Genomic DNA, 19,787 nt, shown 5'->3' on the forward strand with positions numbered 1-19,787 from the left:
ACAACCCGAAGATGTTTCGTAAAACATCATCAGTTGCGAAAATTTGAGAGACTCACGGAACAATTCGCATTGTTCTGTGTTTCAATTTTCAGCTTGATCCAGATTTTTAAAGAGCAAAACTTCGCAGCACACACAGAATGTGTACTCTGAAGTTTTCTAGTGACGAACAGTGAGGATGGTGGAGCTATGCGGGATCGAACCGCAGACCTCCTGCGTGCAAAGCAGGCGCTCTCCCAGCTGAGCTATAGCCCCATCGTAGTTAAATCCCGTTACCGGTAATTTTTCCTGAGACAAGGCGTGAAAGGGCGAAGCATACTGAAGTATGCGAGTCGTTTCACAACGCTGTATTCAGGGAAAATTTGGTAGGCCTGAGTGGACTTGAACCACCGACCTCACCCTTATCAGGGGTGCGCTCTAACCACCTGAGCTACAAGCCTGCAGAGATTTTCACTGCTCGTTATTTTTCATCAGACAATCTGTGTGGACACTGCAGGGAAAGGTTCTTTAAGGTAAGGAGGTGATCCAACCGCAGGTTCCCCTACGGTTACCTTGTTACGACTTCACCCCAGTCATGAATCACAAAGTGGTAAGCGCCCTCCCGAAGGTTAAGCTACCTACTTCTTTTGCAACCCACTCCCATGGTGTGACGGGCGGTGTGTACAAGGCCCGGGAACGTATTCACCGTGACATTCTGATTCACGATTACTAGCGATTCCGACTTCATGGAGTCGAGTTGCAGACTCCAATCCGGACTACGACGCACTTTATGAGGTCCGCTAGCTCTCGCGAGATCGCTTCTCTTTGTATGCGCCATTGTAGCACGTGTGTAGCCCTGGTCGTAAGGGCCATGATGACTTGACGTCATCCCCACCTTCCTCCAGTTTATCACTGGCAGTCTCCTTTGAGTTCCCGGCCTAACCGCTGGCAACAAAGGATAAGGGTTGCGCTCGTTGCGGGACTTAACCCAACATTTCACAACACGAGCTGACGACAGCCATGCAGCACCTGTCTCACAGTTCCCGAAGGCACCAATCCATCTCTGGAAAGTTCTGTGGATGTCAAGACCAGGTAAGGTTCTTCGCGTTGCATCGAATTAAACCACATGCTCCACCGCTTGTGCGGGCCCCCGTCAATTCATTTGAGTTTTAACCTTGCGGCCGTACTCCCCAGGCGGTCGACTTAACGCGTTAGCTCCGGAAGCCACGCCTCAAGGGCACAACCTCCAAGTCGACATCGTTTACGGCGTGGACTACCAGGGTATCTAATCCTGTTTGCTCCCCACGCTTTCGCACCTGAGCGTCAGTCTTCGTCCAGGGGGCCGCCTTCGCCACCGGTATTCCTCCAGATCTCTACGCATTTCACCGCTACACCTGGAATTCTACCCCCCTCTACGAGACTCAAGCCTGCCAGTTTCGGATGCAGTTCCCAGGTTGAGCCCGGGGATTTCACATCCGACTTGACAGACCGCCTGCGTGCGCTTTACGCCCAGTAATTCCGATTAACGCTTGCACCCTCCGTATTACCGCGGCTGCTGGCACGGAGTTAGCCGGTGCTTCTTCTGCGGGTAACGTCAATCGACGCGGTTATTAACCACATCGCCTTCCTCCCCGCTGAAAGTACTTTACAACCCGAAGGCCTTCTTCATACACGCGGCATGGCTGCATCAGGCTTGCGCCCATTGTGCAATATTCCCCACTGCTGCCTCCCGTAGGAGTCTGGACCGTGTCTCAGTTCCAGTGTGGCTGGTCATCCTCTCAGACCAGCTAGGGATCGTCGCCTAGGTGAGCCGTTACCCCACCTACTAGCTAATCCCATCTGGGCACATCTGATGGCAAGAGGCCCGAAGGTCCCCCTCTTTGGTCTTGCGACGTTATGCGGTATTAGCTACCGTTTCCAGTAGTTATCCCCCTCCATCAGGCAGTTTCCCAGACATTACTCACCCGTCCGCCACTCGTCAGCAAAGCAGCAAGCTGCTTCCTGTTACCGTTCGACTTGCATGTGTTAGGCCTGCCGCCAGCGTTCAATCTGAGCCATGATCAAACTCTTCAATTTAAAGTTTGATGCTCATCGAATTAAACCGTAATGAATTACGTGTTCACCCGTGAGACTTGGTATTCATTTAGTGTCCGAAGACATTAAGAATCCATGTCACCTGAGTGCCCACACAGATTGTCTGATAAATTGTTAAAGAGCAGTGCCGCTTCGCTTTTCGCAGCGGCGCGGGGTGTGCATATTACGCTTTCCCGCTGTGAAGTCAACTGATTATTTTCAGAATTCTTCACCTGACAGGCCGGTGTGTTTGCCGTTGTGCCGTGTCAGTGGAGGCGCATTATAGGGAGTTAATTTTCCCTGACAACCCCTAATTTCAAAAAACTTTTCAACCGTCTCTTTTTTGCTCAAAACGGCGTTAAACAGCCAGTTTTTCGAGCCTTTCGAAGCCATAGCGCTGCAAAACGGGCAGTAATTGCGCAGTTTCCGGCGTCAAAGCCATGCAATAGGCAATATTACTGTCAGACGATTTAGCCTCCGGCGCTTCATGCTCCAGTAGCCAGGCGGTACGGCGTGCAATAGCCGAACCGGAATCAATCAGCCGCGTCCCTTCTGGCAGCACCTGCAACAGCTCTTCTTGTAATAGCGGGAAGTGGGTACAACCCAGCACCACGGTATCCGGTGGCTCCTTCATCCGCAGCCACGGGCGCAGAATACGGCGCAACTCCTCAAGCGGCACAGGTTCGCCGTGCAGTTTGCCTTCGGCCAGCTCCACCAGCTCAGCGGAACCCAGCATTTCGATCCGGCACTCATTAGCGAAGCGCGCGATCAATTCATGCGTATAAGGACGCTTCACCGTCCCGCGCGTCGCCAGCAGGCCCACGATGCCGTTTGCCGTTAACCGCGCCGCAGGTTTGATCGCTGGCACCACACCCACTACCGGGAAGGTGAACTTCTCACGCAGCGCGGGCAGCGAAACGGTGCTTGCCGAGTTACAGGCAATAATGGCCAGAGAGAGGGGATAACGTGCCTGAACGGCGGAAACAATCTCGACAACACGCTCAACGATAAACTCCTCGCTCTTCTCACCATAGGGAAACGCGACGTTGTCGAAGGTGTAGATATAGTGCAAGTCCGGCAGGAGCTGCCGGATCTCGTCATACACGGAAAGCCCACCGACACCGGAGTCAAACACCAGCACGGTGGGCCGCGCGTCAGAAGGTGTAGCTGCCAGACAAGGTGTATTCCCGTCCTGCAGTTTGGTAACCATATGCTGTCTCGTACTCTTTATCGAACAGGTTGGCGATTTTACCACGAACTGTCAGGTGAGAGGTTACAGGATATGAGGCAGAAAAATCGACGGTGCTATAACTTGGCAGAATACGTTTCTCGCCCGTTGTATAATCGTGACGCTTACTGAAGTACTCCCAGGCAAGATCCAAATCGACATCATATACAGACCAGTCAAGCTGGTACTTCGCCTGGCGCTGTGCCCTGCGCTGCAACACGTCGTGGGTTTCATCATCACGTGGGTCAATATATTGCAGCGTAATACGGTGAGAGAAAATCCCCGTATCAATGTTGCCGGTCCATTCCACCCCTTTAATGGTGGCCGAGTTGACGTTGTAATAGGTCGTATTGCTATAACTAATGAGATTTTCGATCTCATACCGGTAAGCGGAGAGGCGCCAGTCCAGCGGACCGGTAAGCCCTTCAATGCCCGCTTCCCACTGTTTCGACTCTTCCGGCTTCAGGTCTGGATTCGACGCAATGCCAAACCGCTTCGCGCCGAACTGCTGGCCCAGCGACGGCGCAAGGAAACCGGTGCCGTAAGAGAGCGTCAGGCGATAGTCCGGTACAAACTCCCACCCTGCCGCCGTCTGCCAGGTGCCGTGCCAGCCAAACGAATCATCTTTATCTTCACGGCCGGACGCCTCAAGCGTTACATCGCCTAACTGCTTCATTCCCGTCAGATAGAGCCCGGTGTTATCGCGATCGTAGGCATCTCGGCTGGTCTCATTAGATGACACCAGGCGCTCCTGCTTCCAGTCCACGCCTGCGCCGACCGAGCCTTTGCCGATATCAACGTTATTTGCCCACTGGATATAACGCTGCTCCAGCTCATCCAGCGTCGTGCCCGTATGATATCGACCATAGACGCTGCTGTAGTTGTAGTCTTTGCTTTTTTGATAGCTCGCCAGTAGCTGAGAAGAGTAAATGCCCTGGTTGAAGTTGAGCCCGGTATCCCAGCCCTGGGCGTAGAGCTGACGCTCATCGGCGCTGTATTCCGGTAAAAATGGCGGGCTACCGAGGTCATAGTCCACGTTATTGCTGAAGTCATATCCGCGGAAGAAGCCGTCAAAATTGTCGTTAAACGTATGCTGAACGCTGCCCCAGAAGGTTTTGTTCCGGTAGCCGTCGCGATCCTCGTCATGATCCCAGCTTGAACCGGGCTGAACGTTAAACCCGCGCGTGCCGGTATAGGAGGCCGCACCGGTCACCACCGTGTCACCAAAACGCTGGCGCACTGTACCGTCGTAGGTTTGATACCCCTTCGAACCGATGCCAGCATTAATTTGAGATTTCTGATCGCCCGTCAGAGTAATGATGTTTACTACGCCGCCAATCGCGCCGGAGCCATACACCGTCGAGCGCGGCCCGCGGATGTACTCCACACGCTGCACCAGCGAGAGCGGGATCTGGTTGAGTTCAGGACTGTTGCTGATACCCGAACGACCAACCGGCACACCGTCAATCATCAGCAGGAGATGTTTGGCTTCCGTACCCCGCACATAGACGGAGGAGATCTGCCCAATACCACCGCTTTGCGAAACATCGATGCCCGGAAGGCGGCGCAGAACCTCAATTAATGAGCGGGACTGCCAGCGATCGATATCTTCACGCGTAACAATTTCCGTCGGTGCCAACACGGTTTTAAGCGGTTGTTGAAAACGGTTTGCTGTCACCACTAACTGATCCTGACCGCTATCCTGCGCCCAGCCGGAAAACGCCGTGACGGAGAGCGCCGTCAGCAGCGAAGCTTTTTTTATCATTATGTAAGCATCCACATAATAAGAAGGATGCCGCAGGTTCCATCAATAGCTCGCGATGATGACAACCAGATGCGACGTATGCCGGCAGGTCTTCGGGCTCGGAGGTACTACGACAGGCGACTTCCCACCCGCAGGCAGTGTCTGGCCTCTCACCTTTATCCTTACCGCTGCGCGTCAGCCCCAGATTTGCACTGGGTTCCCTTTTAACTCACAGGACCGGAAAAAGGATGCTACATTCCGTTACATATAGATGTCCAGACTGCTACGAGACTATTTCGTTGCGCCGCGGGCTGGACATCCCGTGAGCAATCCCTACAATCCCCGCGTTATTCATAATCTCTCAGGAAGCATCATGACCCCAGAACACCTGCCGACAGAACAGTACGAAGCCCAGCTGGCCGAAAAAGTCGTACGTCTGCAATCGTTGATGACGACCTTTTCCGCGCCGCTTCCGGAGGTGTTCCGCTCACCCGTCAGCCATTACCGCATGCGCGCCGAGTTTCGTATCTGGCACGATGGGGACGATCTCTACCACATCATTTTCGATCAGCAGACCAAATCGCGTATCCGCGTCGACAGCTTCCCGGCGGCAAGCGAGCTGATTAACCAATTAATGTCGGTGATGATCGAGGCGGTGCGCGACAACAAAACCCTGCGCCATAAACTCTTCCAGATTGATTACCTGAGCACCCTGAGCAACCAGGCGATCGTCACGCTGCTCTATCACAAGAAGCTGGATGCCGAGTGGCAGGAAGAGGCCACGCGTCTGCGCGATGCGTTACGCGCGCAGAACCTGAATGTGCAGATTATTGGCCGCGCCACCAAAACCAAAATCGAGCTGGACCAGGATTTCGTCGATGAGCGTCTGCCGGTTGGCGGTCAGGAGATGATCTACCGCCAGGTGGAGAACAGCTTCACCCAGCCGAATGCGGCGATGAATATTCAGATGCTGGAGTGGGCGCTGGATGTCACGCGTGGGTCAAAAGGCGATCTGCTGGAGCTTTACTGCGGCAACGGCAACTTCTCGCTGGCGCTGGCGCGTAATTTCGATCGCGTGCTGGCAACAGAAATTGCCAAACCTTCGGTTGCAGCGGCGCAGTACAACATCGCGGCGAACCAGATTGATAATGTGCAGATTATCCGCATGTCGGCGGAGGAGTTTACCCAGGCGATGAACGGCGTACGCGCTTTTAACCGCTTACAGGGCATTGATTTGCAGAGCTACCAGTGCGAAACGATTTTCGTCGATCCACCGCGCAGCGGGCTGGATGCGGAAACTGAGAAGATGGTGCAGGCTTACCCGCGCATCCTTTATATCTCCTGCAACCCGGAAACGTTGTGCAAAAACCTGGAAACATTAAGCCAGACGCATACGGTTTCACGCCTGGCGCTGTTTGACCAGTTCCCCTACACGCACCATATGGAGTGCGGCGTTCTGCTGACGCGCAAGTAATCGCGATGCCGGAGGTGCTAAAACGCCCTCCGGCTTACCGCTTACTCGGAATCGGAGGCTTCGTACTGGCGGCTGCGGTTGCGCAGGCGAAAGCCAATCCAGAAGACCAGAATTACCGCCAGCAGCGCGGGCAGGAAGTTGGAGCCCATATCCGGATACTCCGCCCGCACCACGGCGCTATAGAGCAGCACACCGAGAATAAAGCAGGCCGCTGAAAGACCCGGTAAACCTACCGGCATGGTGCGATTCTGGTAGCGCTGATGCAGACAGTAGATTGTCAGCACCAGCGAGATAATCGGAAAGAGCGAAAAGGGTACGAGGGAGCTAAACACGGCGGTAAACGTGCCGTTAATCGACAAACCGGCGATCAGCGCCAGCAGCAGCGTACCTTTCTCTTGACCTGACTGTTTCATCATTCATCCTTCACTCGTCGGTTGTTGCGCCATTTTTTCCTGTTCGCGGCGATACCAGTAATATGCGCCTTTTGAAATCATACGCAGCTGTAAAACCAGCCGCTCTTCCAGCTGTTTGCGCTGCTCTGCGCTCACGTCCAGCGCTTCCGCACCGGCGTTAAAAACGATGGTGACCATCGCTTCAGCCTGCGCTTCCGTAAAGGCGCGCGGCATGTGGTTTTCGAGTTCGAGGTAATCGGCAAGTTCCGCAATAAAGTGCTGGATCTCGCGCGCAACCGCTGCACGAAACGCGGCTGACGTTCCGGAGCGTTCACGTAAAAGTAGCCGGAAGGCGTTCGGGTTATTGCCAATAAATTCCATAAAAGTGGAGACCGACGTGCGGATCACGCTGCCGCCTTTGGCAATTCGCTGACGCGCCTGGCGCATCAGCTGGCGTAGCATCAGGCCGCTCTCATCGACCATCGTCAGGCCAAGCTCATCCACGTCGCGGAAGTGGCGGTAAAATGACGTTGGCGCGATGCCCGCTTCACGAGCCACTTCCCGCAGGCTCAGGCTGGTAAAACTTCGCTCAGCGCTCAGTTGGCTGAATGCGGCTTCAACCAGTGACCGCCGCGTTCTCTCTTTTTGTTGCGCTCTTACACCCATCACGATGTTTGAATCCTTCCAGGGGCCCGCTGGCACTATACCAGAGAATAAATCCAAACCGATTGTACTGGATTGTGACGGATTGTTTACGCGCAGATTCTTCTTTTTCAGCGGAAAAAAGCACAGTGATAATTGGGTTATCCCGTGGTTAATGTTAGTATTATGTTGCTTTTATGTATAAGAACAGGTAAGCCTTACCATGCCACATTCCTACGATTACGATGCAATAGTGATAGGCTCCGGTCCCGGCGGCGAAGGCGCAGCCATGGGCCTCGTTAAACAGGGAGCCCGGGTAGCGGTTATTGAGCGCTACCATAATGTCGGCGGCGGCTGTACGCACTGGGGCACCATCCCCTCGAAAGCGCTCCGTCACGCAGTCAGCCGTATTATCGAATTTAACCAAAACCCGCTCTACAGCGACCATACCCGCCTTCTTCGCTCCTCTTTCTCCGATATCCTGAACCATGCCGAAAGCGTGATTAACCAGCAAACGCGTATGCGTCAGGGTTTTTACGAGCGTAACCACTGCGATATTCTGGAAGGCAACGCGCACTTTATTGATGACCACACGCTGGGGCTGGAGTGCCACGATGGCACCGTCGAAACGCTGACGGCGGAGAAGTTTGTCATCGCCTGCGGTTCGCGCCCTTATCACCCGGATGATGTCGACTTCGCGCACCCGCGCGTCTACGACAGCGACTCGATTCTCGATATGCACCACGAACCTCGCCACGTGATTATCTATGGCGCAGGGGTTATCGGCTGTGAATATGCGTCCATCTTCCGCGGTATGAATGTAAAGGTCGATCTGATCAACACCCGCGATCGTCTGCTGGCGTTTCTCGATCAGGAGATGTCCGACTCCCTCTCCTACCACTTCTGGAACAGCGGCGTGGTGATTCGCCACAACGAAGAGTATGAGCGCATTGAGCCATTAGATGATGGCGTCATCATGCACCTGAAATCGGGTAAGAAGTTGAAAGCGGACTGCCTGCTCTACGCGAACGGCCGCACTGGCAACACCGACAGCCTTCAGCTTGCCAATATCGGGCTGGAAGCGGATAGCCGTGGTCAGTTGAAGGTCAACAGCATGTACCAGACCGCGCTACCGCATATCTATGCCGTGGGTGATGTGATTGGTTATCCGAGCCTGGCATCAGCGGCTTACGATCAGGGGCGTATCGCCGCACAGGCGATGATTAAAGGCGAAGCTACCGCGCATCTGATTGAGGATATCCCGACCGGGATCTACACCATTCCGGAGATCAGCTCCGTCGGGAAAACCGAACAGCAGCTCACCGCCATGAAAGTGCCTTATGAAGTGGGCCGTGCGCAGTTTAAACACCTCGCACGGGCGCAAATCGTCGGCATGAACATTGGTACGCTGAAGATTCTGTTTCACCGCGAAACGAAAGAGATTTTGGGGATCCACTGCTTTGGCGAGCGCGCGGCCGAGATTATTCATATCGGCCAGGCGATTATGGAGCAGAAAGGTGGCGGTAACACCATTGAGTACTTCGTTAACACCACCTTCAATTACCCAACCATGGCGGAAGCCTATCGGGTAGCGGCACTGAACGGCCTAAACCGCCTGTTTTAAGCCTTTGTCGAAATGACCATCCATCGCGCCGCGGATGGCCTCTGCCAGCTGCTCATAGCGGCTGCGCAGCGGCGAGCCCGGTCGATAAACCAGCCCAACGGTACGCTTCGGCTCCGGCTTAATGCACGGTAAGTAGACCACGCCATCACGTTTACGCTCGCGCGGTACGGCAAGCGCAGGCAGCAGCGTGATGCCGCTCCCGGCCGCGACCATATTACGCAGCGTTTCCAGGCTGGTTGCGCGGAAATGGGTATCCTCATCCGCGCCCGCTTCAAAGCAGAAGCCCATCGCCTGATCGCGCAGGCAGTGCCCATCTTCCAGCATCAGCAGTTTTTCACCCGCCAGATCGGCCATCGGCACGCAGTCGCGGTTCGCCCAGGCGTGATCTTCATAAATCGCCAGCATCATCGGCTCGTCAAACAGCGGCACTTCAATAAAAGCTTCACTCTCTTTGACCAGCGCGAGGATCGCGCAGTCGAGCTTGCCGCTATCAAGCTGCGCCAGCAGCTGCTGCGTCTGCGCTTCGTGCAGATACATCTCAAGTTTCGGGAAGGTTTGATGCAGCAGCGGAATAATATGCGGCAGCAGATAGGGGCCTACGGTCGGGATCAGCCCGATATGCAGCGGGCCGGACATGGCTTCACCTTGCTGGCTTGCCATCTCTTTCAGCACCTTGACCTCGCGCAGTACCGTGCGCGCCTGGTCCACCAGCAGCAATCCAGCCTGGGTAAAGAGAACTTTGCGGCTGGTGCGCTCAAGCAGCATTACGCCCAATTCATCTTCCAGTTTGCGGATCTGCCCGCTCAGCGTAGGTTGGCTGACGTGGCACGAGTCGGCTGCACGGCGAAAATGGCGGTGTTCCGCTAACGCCACCAGGTATTCAAGATCACGAATATTCATCTTCATCCTCCGTCGCCACGATAGTTCATGGCGATAAATAGCATAGCAACGAACGATTATCCCTATCAAGCCTTCTGTACAATAATTGGCTCCAGGAAACGTAGCGGTACTGTGTTCTACCCTAACCAGTCACCCTTTTCACTACCGTTTCTCTCTGTACAACTAAAGCCAACGTGAACGTTTTGCGGACCCCGTGTCCGCTTTTTTTTGCATAAAAAAGCCCGGCGTTACGCCAGGCTCACTCTGTTTCCACGCTTATCTCACACCAGGCGCGCTTTCGCTTCAGCAATTGCCTGCGCTACCTGCGTCGGGGAAACGCCCCCTTTCGCCGCGCGTTTATCCAGGCACGATTGCAGGGCAAGGATCGGGTAGACATCGTCGCCAATCACCGCACTGAACTGTTGCAGGTCGGCAAGCGCCAGCTCCTCCAGCGGTTTACCCTGACGAATCGCCTCCACAACCGCTTCACCCACAATGTGGTGTGCTTCGCGGAACGGCACGCCTTTGGCGACCAGATAATCTGCCAGCTCGGTCGCATTGGCGTAACCCTGCTGCGCCGCTTCCTGGCAACGTGGGCGTTTGACCTGAATACCATCCAGCACCAGCGTCGCCATATGCAGGCAGTCAAGCCAGGTATCGAGCGCGTCGAACAGCCCCTCTTTATCTTCCTGCATATCTTTGTTGTAGGCCAACGGCAGCCCTTTCAGCGTCATCATCATACCGGTCAGCGCACCCTGAACACGGCCGCACTTGCCGCGGATCAGCTCCAGCGCATCCGGGTTTTTCTTCTGCGGCATTAACGATGAGCCGGAAGTAACGCGATCGGAAAGCTCAACAAAGCCCGCTTCGCCGGAGTTGAAGAAGATCAGATCTTCGGCAAAACGCGACAGGTGCACCATGCCAATCGAGGCATCGGAGAGCAGTTCAAGCACGTGGTCGCGATCGGAGACGCTGTCGAGGCTGTTACGGGTAGCCGACGCGAAACCTAACCAGCCCGCCAGCTGTTCACGATCGATCTCATAAGCGGTACCCGCCAGCGCGCCGCAGCCCAGCGGGCTGACATCCAGGCGCTTCAGCGCATCCTGCAAACGGCTCTCATCGCGGGCCAGCATCTCAACGTAGGCCAAAGACCAGTGCGCAAAAGTGACCGGCTGGGCGCGTTGCAGGTGCGTATAACCCGGCATGACGGCATCCTGATTATTCTCTGCGGTCACCACCAGCGCGCTCTGCAACTGACGGTTGGCCAGCAGCAGTTCACTGATGGTCTCTTTGCACCACAGCTTTAAATCCGTCGCGACCTGGTCGTTACGGCTGCGCCCGGTGTGCAATTTCTTGCCCAGTTGGCCCACTTTGTCGATCAGCTTACCTTCCACCCAGCTGTGAATATCTTCCGCGTCGCTTTGCAGGATCTGCTCCGGGTTGGCGCGCACCTCTTCCAGCAGGGTGTTCAGCGCCTCTTCCAGCTGCTGCTGCTCGGCGTCGGTCATTACGCCAACGGTGACTAACGCTTTGGACCAGGCCACAGAGCCAACGATATCCTGCTCCGCCAGGCGGTAGTCAAAGCGCAAAGAGTCGTTGAACTGTTTGAACCGTTGATCCGCTGCCTGAGTAAAACGCCCGCCCCAAAGTGCCATAATATGCTTCCTTCTTTTTCTACGTTTTGCCGGATGGCGCCTGCGCTTATCCAGCCTACATAAGTGTGTCTGTGATTAAGCCAGAATACGGGTGCCGATTGGCGTGCCGTTAAACAGTGCCGGCAGTTGCTCGGCGTGACGCCAGGAGGCGATATCCACCGGACGACCCAGCGTGCGCGCTGCATCAAGCGCCGCATTCACTTTCACGATCATGCCATCGGTAATAATGCCCTGCGCAATCAGCTGCTCTGCTTTAGCCGCGGTCATCTCGGCAATGCGCTGGCCTTTGCCATCAAGAATGCCGCTCACGTCGGAGAGCAGAATCAGATCCGCGCCAAGGGTCGCCGCCAGCGCCGTTGCTGCCTGATCGGCGTTAACGTTCATCAGCTTGCCTTCATCGGTCACGCCGATGGAGCTGACGACAGGCAGGAAACCGCCCTCCAGCAGGGTGTTAATCAGCGTCGGCGAGCCCGGCTGCGCTAAACCGACATGACCAAGCTCTTCATCCAGTTGGGTGACGCTGACGCTGTCGCCATCGCCAAGGAACAGACCTACCGAAGCGATATGGTGTTTCTTCGCCCACGCCAGCAGCGTTTTGTTGGCGGTGCCCGCCAGCGCGCCGGTAATGATGTCAATCTGATCGGCAGGCGTCACGCGCAGGCCATTCTTCTTCTTCACCGGCAGATTGAGCTGCTTCATTAACTCATCCACCACGCAGCCGCCGCCGTGAACGATCACCAGCGGGCGCTGATGGGCTTCGCGGTACTGCACCAGGGCGGTAAACAAACGCTCCAGCGCTTCTTCGCTATCCAGCAGTACGCCACCGAGCTTAATAATTAATGGATTCATCATCACGCCTGTTCGATTAGATAAGAGACTGGGTTTCAGCATAGCCGAAACGAATATTGGCACACTGCATCGCCTGCGCCGCCGCGCCTTTCAGCAGGTTATCTTCCGTCGCCACCACAATCAGGTGCTCGCCCTGCACGGCAAAGCCGATGTCGCAGAATGGCAGGCCGACCACGTTTTTCAGCGCCGGGACGCCTTTTTCATACAGGCGCACCAGCGGTTTGCCGTCGTAAGCCTGTTTGAACACAGCTGCGATTTGCGCATGGGTCACGCCCGGTTTTAAGCGGCAGGTGATGGTTTCCAGGATCCCACGCGGGAAGCTTGCCAGATGCGGCGTGAAGATCACGTCCGTACCGAGATGCGTGGCGATTTCCGGATGGTGGCGATGGTTGAAGATGCCGTACGGTTGCAGGCTCACTTCACAGAAGCTGTTAGAGAGCGCGGCTTTGCGCCCTGCACCGCTGACGCCGCTGGTGGCATTGATCACCGGCCACTGATTAAGATCCAGCAGGCCCGCATCGATCAGCGGTTTTAACGAGAGCTGCGCCGCCGTCGGGTAGCAACCTGGCACGGCAACCAGTTGCGCCTCTTTGATTTTGTCATGGTTCCACTCCGCCAGGCCGTAAACCGCTTTTTCGAGCAGATCGGCATGCTGATGAGTAAAGCCATAGAAGGTTTCATAAAACGCGGGATCGTTCACGCGGAACGCGCCAGAGAGATCGAACACCACGCAGCCAGCCGCCAGGCAATCCGGCACCAAATCGTGGCTCACTTCGTGGGCGGTTGCGAGGAACACCACATCCACACCGGTCAGAAAATCCTTGATATCGGCCATCGGCTGCAGCGGCAGATCAACAATGCCCTTCAGCTGCGGATGTAAATCGGAGAGACATTTTCCTGCATCATTACTTTGCGCAGAAACCGTCAAAGCGGTTATGTTCATATGAGGATGGCGATTTACATAGGACACAAGTTCTGCGCCGGCGTAACCGCTGGCACCCACAATTAATGTGTTCAACATCGGTGCGGTCTACCTTCTTACGTCATGTTCGGATCTGGAAGGGTGCGTTCTCCCTCCCGCGTCGCTGAGCAAAGTCGCCTTACGGGTTCCCATACGCTCAACATTATTGTATTTTTATGCACATTTACTGCATGAATATTGATACTATCACGAACTCAGGTATGTCAACAATGAAAATGAATTTGCCGCCATTTATCGAGATCTACCGCGCCCTGATTGCCACTCCGTCGATCAGCGCAACGGAAGAAGCACTCGATCAGAGTAATGCGTCTTTAATCAATCTGCTGGCAGGATGGTTTGGCGATCTTGGGTTCACTGTTGAAGTGCAGCCGGTACCCGGCACACGTAACAAATTCAATATGCTTGCCAGCGTCGGTAGCGGCGCGGGCGGGCTGTTATTAACCGGCCATACGGACACCGTGCCGTTTGACGATGGGCGCTGGACGCGCGATCCCTTCACCCTGACCGAGCACGACAACAAGCTCTACGGCCTTGGCACAGCGGATATGAAGGGCTTCTTCGCCTTTATTCTTGATGCCCTGCGTGACGTCGATGTGACAAAACTGAGCAAGCCGCTCTACATCCTCGCCACCGCCGATGAAGAGACCAGCATGGCGGGCGCGCGCTACTTCTCTGAGAATACGCAGCTGCGCCCGGATTGCGCGATTATTGGCGAGCCGACCTCACTGCAGCCGGTTCGCGCCCATAAAGGCCATATCTCCAACGCCATTCGCATTCTTGGTCAGTCCGGCCACTCGAGCGATCCGGCGCGCGGCGTCAACGCCATTGAATTGATGCACGATGCCATCGGCCATATCCTGACCCTGCGCGACAACCTGAAAGCGCGTTATCACTACGAGGCGTTTACCGTTCCCTATCCGACGCTTAACCTGGGACATATTCATGGTGGTGATGCGGCAAACCGAATCTGCGCCTGCTGTGAATTACATATGGATATTCGCCCGCTGCCGGGGATGACGCTCGACGATCTCAACGGTCTGCTTAATGAAGCGCTGGAGCCGGTCAGTTCGCGCTGGCCGGGCCGCCTGAATGTCTTTGAACTCCATCCACCGATCCCCGGTTACGAATGCCCGCCCGATCATCAGCTGGTGGAAGTGGTGGAAAAACTGCTCGGCGTCGAAACGGAGGTGGTGAACTACTGCACCGAAGCGCCGTTTATCCAGACTCTCTGCCCGACGCTGGTCCTCGGCCCTGGCTCCATTAACCAGGCGCACCAACCGGATGAATACCTGGAAACGCGCTTTATTAAGCCAACGCGCGAGCTTATTACTCAGGTTGTGCACCATTTCTGTTGGCATTAAGCGCGACAAAACAGATGAATACTCCCCTCTGCTGAGGGGATTTTTATGCGCCAAAATAGTGCATTTCATAAGCGAAACTTATCTGCAGCGAAGGGTGTTAACTTTCATAAATTCCCGTGATTTATTCGTTTGCTGAACCGATTTCGCCGCAATTGACGTAGTGAGTTTTACGTGGCTTTATAAAAGACGGTGTCTTATATCTGCTCAACGGCGGGTATAACAAAACAAAATGAGATGGGGTGTCTGGGGTAACATGAACGAACAATATTCCGCGTTGCGTAGTAATGTCAGTATGCTCGGCAAACTGCTGGGAGATACCATCAAGGATGCACTGGGCGAGAACATTCTCGACCGCGTCGAAACAATCCGTAAGCTGTCCAAATCTTCTCGCGCTGGCAACGAAACCGACCGCCAGGCACTGCTCACTACCCTGCAGAATCTCTCTAATGATGAGCTGCTGCCGGTGGCCCGCGCATTCAGCCAGTTTCTGAATCTGGCGAACACCGCCGAGCAGTACCACAGCATTTCAGCGAAAGGCGAAGCGGCCAGCAACCCGGAGGTGATTGCCCGCACCATCAGAAAGCTGAAAGACCAACCTCATCTCAACGAATCCACCATTATCAATGCGATTGAATCCCTCTCGCTGGAGCTGGTACTGACCGCGCATCCGACGGAGATCACGCGTCGCACCCTCATCCACAAGATGGTGGAAGTGAATGCCTGTTTAAAACAGCTTGATAACAGCGATATCGCCGATTATGAGCGCCACCAGCTGATGCGCCGTCTGCGCCAGCTGATCGCCCAGTCCTGGCACACGGATGAGATCCGCCGCAATCGCCCAAGCCCGGTTGATGAAGCGAAGTGGGGCTTTGCGGTGGTGGAAAACAGCCTGTGGGAAGGGGTACCAAACTACCTGCGCGAGCTGAACGAACAGCTGGAAGAGAACCTCAATTACAAGCTGCCGGTCGATTTTGTCCCGGTGCGCTTTACCTCCTGGATGGGCGGCGACCGTGACGGCAACCCGAACGTCACCGCCGATATCACCCGCCACGTTCTGCTGCTTAGCCGCTGGAAAGCGACCGATCTCTTCCTGAAAGATATCCAGTTGCTGATTTCCGAGCTGTCGATGGTTGAGTGTACCGATGAGCTGCGCGAACTGGCCGGTGCCGAAGGCGCCCGCGAGCCGTATCGTTACCTGATGAAAAAGCTGCGCGGCGATCTGATCGCGACGCAGAGCTGGCTGGAAGCGCGCCTGAAAGGGCAGAAGCTGCCGAAGCCTGCCGGGCTGCTGACGCAAAACGAGCAGCTGTGGGAGCCGCTCTACGCCTGTTATAAATCCTTGCAGGCCTGCGGCATGGGCATTATCGCCAACGGCGAACTGCTTGATACCCTGCGCCGCGTGAAGAGTTTTGGCGTGCCTTTAGTGCGTATCGATATTCGCCAGGAGAGCACCCGCCACACCGAAGCGCTGGGCGAGCTGACCCGCTATCTCGGCATCGGCGATTACGAAAGCTGGTCAGAAGCTGACAAACAGGCTTTCCTGATCCGCGAGCTTAACTCCAAACGTCCATTACTGCCGCGCCAGTGGGAGCCAAGCGACGAGACCCGCGAAGTGCTCGACACCTGCCGGGTGATCGCCGAAGCGCCGCGCGGATCGATTGCTGCGTATGTGATCTCGATGGCGAAAACGCCGTCCGACGTGCTGGCCGTCCATCTGCTGTTGAAAGAGGCCGGGATCGGCTTCGCCCTACCGGTTGCACCGCTGTTTGAAACCCTTGATGACCTGAACAACGCCAATGACGTGATGAGCCAGCTGCTCAATATCGACTGGTATCGCGGCTTTATTCAGGGCAAACAGATGGTGATGATTGGCTACTCCGACTCCGCGAAAGATGCGGGCGTGATGGCCGCCAGCTGGGCGCAGTACCAGGCACAGGACGCATTGATCAAAACCTGTGAGAAAGCGGGCATTGAGCTGACGCTGTTCCACGGTCGCGGTGGATCTATTGGTCGCGGCGGCGCACCGGCGCACGCGGCGCTGCTCTCGCAACCCCCTGGCAGCCTGAAAGGCGGCCTGCGCGTCACCGAGCAGGGCGAGATGATCCGCTTTAAATATGGTCTGCCGGAAGTGACCATCAGCAGCCTCTCGCTGTACACCAGCGCGATTATGGAAGCCAACCTGCTGCCGCCGCCGGAGCCAAAAACCGAATGGCGTCACATTATGGATGAGCTGTCGGCTATCTCCTGCGAAATGTACCGTGGTTATGTGCGCGAAAACAAAGACTTTGTGCCCTACTTCCGCTCGGCAACGCCGGAGCAGGAGCTGGGCAAGCTGCCGCTGGGTTCGCGTCCGGCAAAACGTCGCCCGACCGGCGGCGTCGAGTCGCTGCGCGCTATTCCGTGGATTTTCGCCTGGACGCAGAATCGCCTGATGCTGCCGGCCTGGCTCGGCGCGGGTGCGGCGCTGCAAAAAGTGGTGGAAGATGGCAAACAGAGCGAACTGGAAGCGATGTGCCGCGACTGGCCCTTCTTCTCCACGCGCCTTGGCATGCTGGAGATGGTCTTCTCGAAAGCAGATCTGTGGCTGGCAGAGTATTACGATCAGCGCCTGGTGAAACCGGAGCTGTGGCCGCTGGGCAAAGAGCTGCGTAAGCTGCTGGCGGCTGATATCAAAGTGGTGCTGGATATCGCCAACGACTCCCATCTGATGGCCGATCTGCCGTGGATTGCTGAATCTATCCAGTTACGTAACATCTACACCGACCCGCTCAACGTGTTGCAGGCCGAGCTGCTGCAACGCTCGCGTCTGGCAGAAGAGCAGCAAAAAGAGCCTGATAGCCGCGTCGAGCAGGCGCTGATGGTGACCATCGCTGGCGTCGCCGCCGGGATGCGTAACACCGGCTAATCTTCTCGCGTTAGTTTTGTTAACCGATTGCAGCATTTTTATCTTTTGGGTAAAAATGCTGCAAATTTTGGTTGTCATCTATCCTTCACATTCCTTATATTCCTCGCGAAATTCTCACATCCTGGTGAGTCTTCACCACAATAAACCCGCCTGAATAGTGACATTCAGGTTTGCTTAAGCTTTAGCCGCTATGTTTTAGCGCTATTTATTCGCACAGGCACTTCGTATGCGCTCCACACAATCTCATGCTAAACAACCGTTTAGTGTGAAAGCCCTTGGATGGGCTCTGCTCTATTTTTGGTACTTCTCCACGGTTCTGCAGGTCGCTATCCTGGTTAGCGGATACAGCGGCACCAACGGTTTTCGCGACTCCATTCTCTTCAGCTCGCTGTGGTTGATCCCGGTCTTCCTCTTCCCACGCTATACGCGCGCCATCGCGGCAGCTATTGGCGTAGTGTTGTGGGCCACTTCGCTGTCGATGCTCTCCTACTACGTCATCTACGGGCAGGAGTTCTCGCAAAGCGTGTTGTTTGTAATGTTCGAAACCAACACCCATGAAGCGAGCGAGTTTTTAGGGCAATACTTCAGCCTGAAGCTGGTGCTGATTGCGCTGGCCTACACCGCGGGCGCGATCTTCCTCTGGACTCGCCTGCGTCCGGTTTACATTCCTAACCCGTGGCGCTGGGTTGTCTCTTTCGCCCTGCTGTATGGGCTGATCCTCAATCCGATTGCGATAAACATGCTGAAATATAAGCAGGATCTCCCTAAGGCTGCCTCAGGATTAGCCTCCAAGCTGGAGCCTGCCGCGCCGTGGCAGCTGGTGATGGGTTATGTGCAGTATCGTAACCAGTTGAACAGCCTCAACAGGCTGCTCGACAGCAACCACGCTCTGCCGCCGCTGGCAAACCTGAAAGATGAGTCGGGCGATGCGCCGCGCACGCTGGTGCTGGTGATTGGTGAATCGACGCAGCGTGGCCGCATGAGCCTGTATGGCTACCCACGCGAAACCACGCCGGAGCTGGATGCGCTGCATAAAAGCGATCCGCGGATGAGCCTCTTTACTAACGTAGTGACGTCACGTCCCTATACCATTGAGATCCTGCAACAGGCGCTGACGTTCGCCGATGAGCAGCATCCGGATCTCTATCTGACGCAGCCCTCGCTGATGAACATGATGAAGCAGGCCGGGTACAAAACCTTCTGGATCACCAACCAGCAGACGATGACCGAGCGCAACACCATGTTGACCGTCTTTTCAAAACAGACGGATGTGCAGTTCTATATGAACCAGCAGCGTACGCAGAGCGCCCGTGAATATGACACCAACGTGCTGAAGCCGTTTAAAACCGTGCTCGCCGATCCTGCGCCGAAAAAGTTCATCATTGTGCACCTGCTCGGGACGCATATTCGTTACGACTTCCGCTACCCGCAAGGCTGGGGCAAGTTTACGGATAAGCACGACCATCAACCGCCGGGGCTGGATGCCGATCAATCCGAGACCTACAACAGCTATGACGATGCCAACCGCTTTAACGATCATGTTGTCTCCTCGCTGATTAATGATTACAAAGCGACCGACCCGAACGGCTTCCTGCTCTACTTCTCCGATCATGGCGAAGAGGTGTATGACACACCGCCGCACAATATTCAGGGGCGTAACGAAGCGGAGCCGACGCGCCATATGTACACCATTCCGTTTATCCTCTGGACGTCGGATAAGTGGCAAGCGGCGCATCCGCGGGATTTCTCCGCCGACCTCAACCGTAAATACAGCAGTTCGCAGCTGATCCACACCTGGTCGGATTTAGCTGGCCTGCGCTATGACGGCTATGACGCCACGCGCTCGGTGGTCAGCCCGCAGTTCGTTGAAGCGACGCGCTGGATCGGTAACCCGTATAAGAAAAACGCGTTACGGGATTACGACGCGCTGCCTTACGGCGATCTCCCTGCCAATCAGTAAGCGTGTAAAGCCATCCCATCGGGATGGCTTTTTTTTTAGCCTG

13 protein-coding genes, 2 tRNA genes, 1 rRNA gene and 1 riboswitch are annotated in these 19,787 nt (G+C 55.5%); of the genes, 5 read left to right on the top strand and 11 right to left on the bottom strand.

The window, feature by feature from the left end:
- Window positions 1–176: 176 nt before the first annotated feature.
- The 5 genes from BWI95_RS00845 to btuB form a co-directional block, all read right to left on the bottom strand.
- A tRNA-Ala gene (locus BWI95_RS00845) sits at window positions 177–252 on the bottom strand.
- 108 nt (window positions 253–360) lie between these two features.
- Window positions 361–437: transfer RNA gene (locus BWI95_RS00850), tRNA-Ile, on the bottom strand.
- A gap of 73 nt (window positions 438–510) precedes the next feature.
- A 16S ribosomal RNA gene (locus tag BWI95_RS00855) occupies window positions 511–2,052 on the bottom strand.
- A gap of 355 nt (window positions 2,053–2,407) precedes the next feature.
- Window positions 2,408–3,259 (bottom strand): glutamate racemase, encoded by an 852-nt coding sequence (murI, locus tag BWI95_RS00865; RefSeq protein WP_023479359.1) that lies wholly within the window; start codon window positions 3,257–3,259, stop codon window positions 2,408–2,410.
- The gene (gene btuB, locus BWI95_RS00870) at window positions 3,204–5,042 is read right to left on the bottom strand and encodes a TonB-dependent vitamin B12 receptor BtuB (protein WP_076768838.1); all 1,839 of its coding nucleotides are present in this window, start codon (window positions 5,040–5,042) and stop codon (window positions 3,204–3,206) included. Before btuB ends, murI begins: the two co-directional genes overlap by 56 nt.
- Window positions 5,043–5,108: 66 nt before the next feature.
- A riboswitch (cobalamin riboswitch) is annotated at window positions 5,109–5,278 on the bottom strand.
- Window positions 5,279–5,394: 116 nt separating this feature from the next.
- Between btuB and trmA the strand changes: the two genes are divergently transcribed.
- On the top strand, window positions 5,395–6,495 hold the full coding sequence (gene trmA, locus BWI95_RS00875; protein WP_054804434.1) for a tRNA (uridine(54)-C5)-methyltransferase TrmA: 1,101 nt from the start codon (window positions 5,395–5,397) through the stop codon (window positions 6,493–6,495).
- A gap of 41 nt (window positions 6,496–6,536) precedes the next feature.
- Here the strand turns inward: trmA and BWI95_RS00880 are convergent, their stop codons facing one another.
- Together BWI95_RS00880 and fabR are read right to left on the bottom strand one after the other, a co-directional pair.
- On the bottom strand, window positions 6,537–6,908 hold the full coding sequence (locus BWI95_RS00880; protein WP_023479341.1) for a YijD family membrane protein: 372 nt from the start codon (window positions 6,906–6,908) through the stop codon (window positions 6,537–6,539).
- Between the two features lie 3 nt (window positions 6,909–6,911).
- Window positions 6,912–7,556 (bottom strand): HTH-type transcriptional repressor FabR, encoded by a 645-nt coding sequence (gene fabR / locus BWI95_RS00885; protein WP_034812619.1) that lies wholly within the window; start codon window positions 7,554–7,556, stop codon window positions 6,912–6,914.
- A 196-nt stretch (window positions 7,557–7,752) separates the two neighbouring features.
- Between fabR and sthA the strand changes: the two genes are divergently transcribed.
- A complete protein-coding gene (gene sthA / locus BWI95_RS00890) occupies window positions 7,753–9,153 on the top strand; it encodes a Si-specific NAD(P)(+) transhydrogenase (protein ID WP_023479370.1) in 1,401 nt (466 codons plus the stop codon).
- On the opposite strand, the gene oxyR is transcribed toward sthA, so the two are convergent.
- The 4 genes from oxyR to argC all read right to left on the bottom strand — a co-directional run bounded on the left by oxyR (window position 9,136) and on the right by argC (window position 13,557).
- A complete protein-coding gene (gene oxyR / locus BWI95_RS00895; RefSeq protein WP_054804432.1) occupies window positions 9,136–10,053 on the bottom strand; it encodes a DNA-binding transcriptional regulator OxyR in 918 nt (305 codons plus the stop codon). The genes sthA and oxyR overlap by 18 nt on opposite strands.
- Window positions 10,054–10,313: 260 nt before the next feature.
- On the bottom strand, window positions 10,314–11,687 hold the full coding sequence (argH, locus tag BWI95_RS00900; protein ID WP_076768839.1) for an argininosuccinate lyase: 1,374 nt from the start codon (window positions 11,685–11,687) through the stop codon (window positions 10,314–10,316).
- A gap of 75 nt (window positions 11,688–11,762) precedes the next feature.
- The gene (argB, locus tag BWI95_RS00905; protein WP_094193156.1) at window positions 11,763–12,539 is read right to left on the bottom strand and encodes an acetylglutamate kinase; all 777 of its coding nucleotides are present in this window, start codon (window positions 12,537–12,539) and stop codon (window positions 11,763–11,765) included.
- A gap of 13 nt (window positions 12,540–12,552) precedes the next feature.
- Window positions 12,553–13,557 (bottom strand): N-acetyl-gamma-glutamyl-phosphate reductase, encoded by a 1,005-nt coding sequence (gene argC, locus BWI95_RS00910; protein ID WP_054804431.1) that lies wholly within the window; start codon window positions 13,555–13,557, stop codon window positions 12,553–12,555.
- A 170-nt stretch (window positions 13,558–13,727) separates the two neighbouring features.
- On the opposite strand from argC, the gene argE reads away from it, so the two are divergent.
- The 3 genes from argE to BWI95_RS00925 all read left to right on the top strand — a co-directional run bounded on the left by argE (window position 13,728) and on the right by BWI95_RS00925 (window position 19,744).
- Entirely contained in the window at window positions 13,728–14,879 is a 1,152-nt protein-coding gene (gene argE / locus BWI95_RS00915) for an acetylornithine deacetylase (RefSeq protein WP_076768840.1), read from the top strand.
- A gap of 253 nt (window positions 14,880–15,132) precedes the next feature.
- Window positions 15,133–17,784, top strand: a complete 2,652-nt coding sequence (gene ppc / locus BWI95_RS00920) for a phosphoenolpyruvate carboxylase (RefSeq protein ID WP_076768841.1) — start codon at window positions 15,133–15,135, stop codon at window positions 17,782–17,784.
- A gap of 226 nt (window positions 17,785–18,010) precedes the next feature.
- The gene (locus BWI95_RS00925; RefSeq protein ID WP_076768842.1) at window positions 18,011–19,744 is read left to right on the top strand and encodes a phosphoethanolamine transferase CptA; all 1,734 of its coding nucleotides are present in this window, start codon (window positions 18,011–18,013) and stop codon (window positions 19,742–19,744) included.
- The last annotated feature ends 43 nt before the right edge of the window (window positions 19,745–19,787 follow it).

Source organism: Kosakonia cowanii JCM 10956 = DSM 18146 (assembly GCF_001975225.1).
Classification (GTDB): Bacteria; Pseudomonadota; Gammaproteobacteria; order Enterobacterales; family Enterobacteriaceae; genus Kosakonia; species Kosakonia cowanii.

Coding starts and splice junctions, on each gene's coding strand:
- BWI95_RS00925 (WP_076768842.1), top strand. CDS start 18,011: ATGCGCTCCACACAATCTCATGCTAAACAACCGTTTAGTGTGAAAGCC.
- argE (WP_076768840.1), top strand. CDS start 13,728: ATGAAAATGAATTTGCCGCCATTTATCGAGATCTACCGCGCCCTGATT.
- murI (WP_023479359.1), bottom strand. CDS start 3,259: ATGGTTACCAAACTGCAGGACGGGAATACACCTTGTCTGGCAGCTACA.
- argC (WP_054804431.1), bottom strand. CDS start 13,557: ATGTTGAACACATTAATTGTGGGTGCCAGCGGTTACGCCGGCGCAGAA.
- ppc (WP_076768841.1), top strand. CDS start 15,133: ATGAACGAACAATATTCCGCGTTGCGTAGTAATGTCAGTATGCTCGGC.
- btuB (WP_076768838.1), bottom strand. CDS start 5,042: ATGATAAAAAAAGCTTCGCTGCTGACGGCGCTCTCCGTCACGGCGTTT.
- BWI95_RS00880 (WP_023479341.1), bottom strand. CDS start 6,908: ATGAAACAGTCAGGTCAAGAGAAAGGTACGCTGCTGCTGGCGCTGATC.
- trmA (WP_054804434.1), top strand. CDS start 5,395: ATGACCCCAGAACACCTGCCGACAGAACAGTACGAAGCCCAGCTGGCC.
- argB (WP_094193156.1), bottom strand. CDS start 12,539: ATGATGAATCCATTAATTATTAAGCTCGGTGGCGTACTGCTGGATAGC.
- sthA (WP_023479370.1), top strand. CDS start 7,753: ATGCCACATTCCTACGATTACGATGCAATAGTGATAGGCTCCGGTCCC.
- oxyR (WP_054804432.1), bottom strand. CDS start 10,053: ATGAATATTCGTGATCTTGAATACCTGGTGGCGTTAGCGGAACACCGC.
- argH (WP_076768839.1), bottom strand. CDS start 11,687: ATGGCACTTTGGGGCGGGCGTTTTACTCAGGCAGCGGATCAACGGTTC.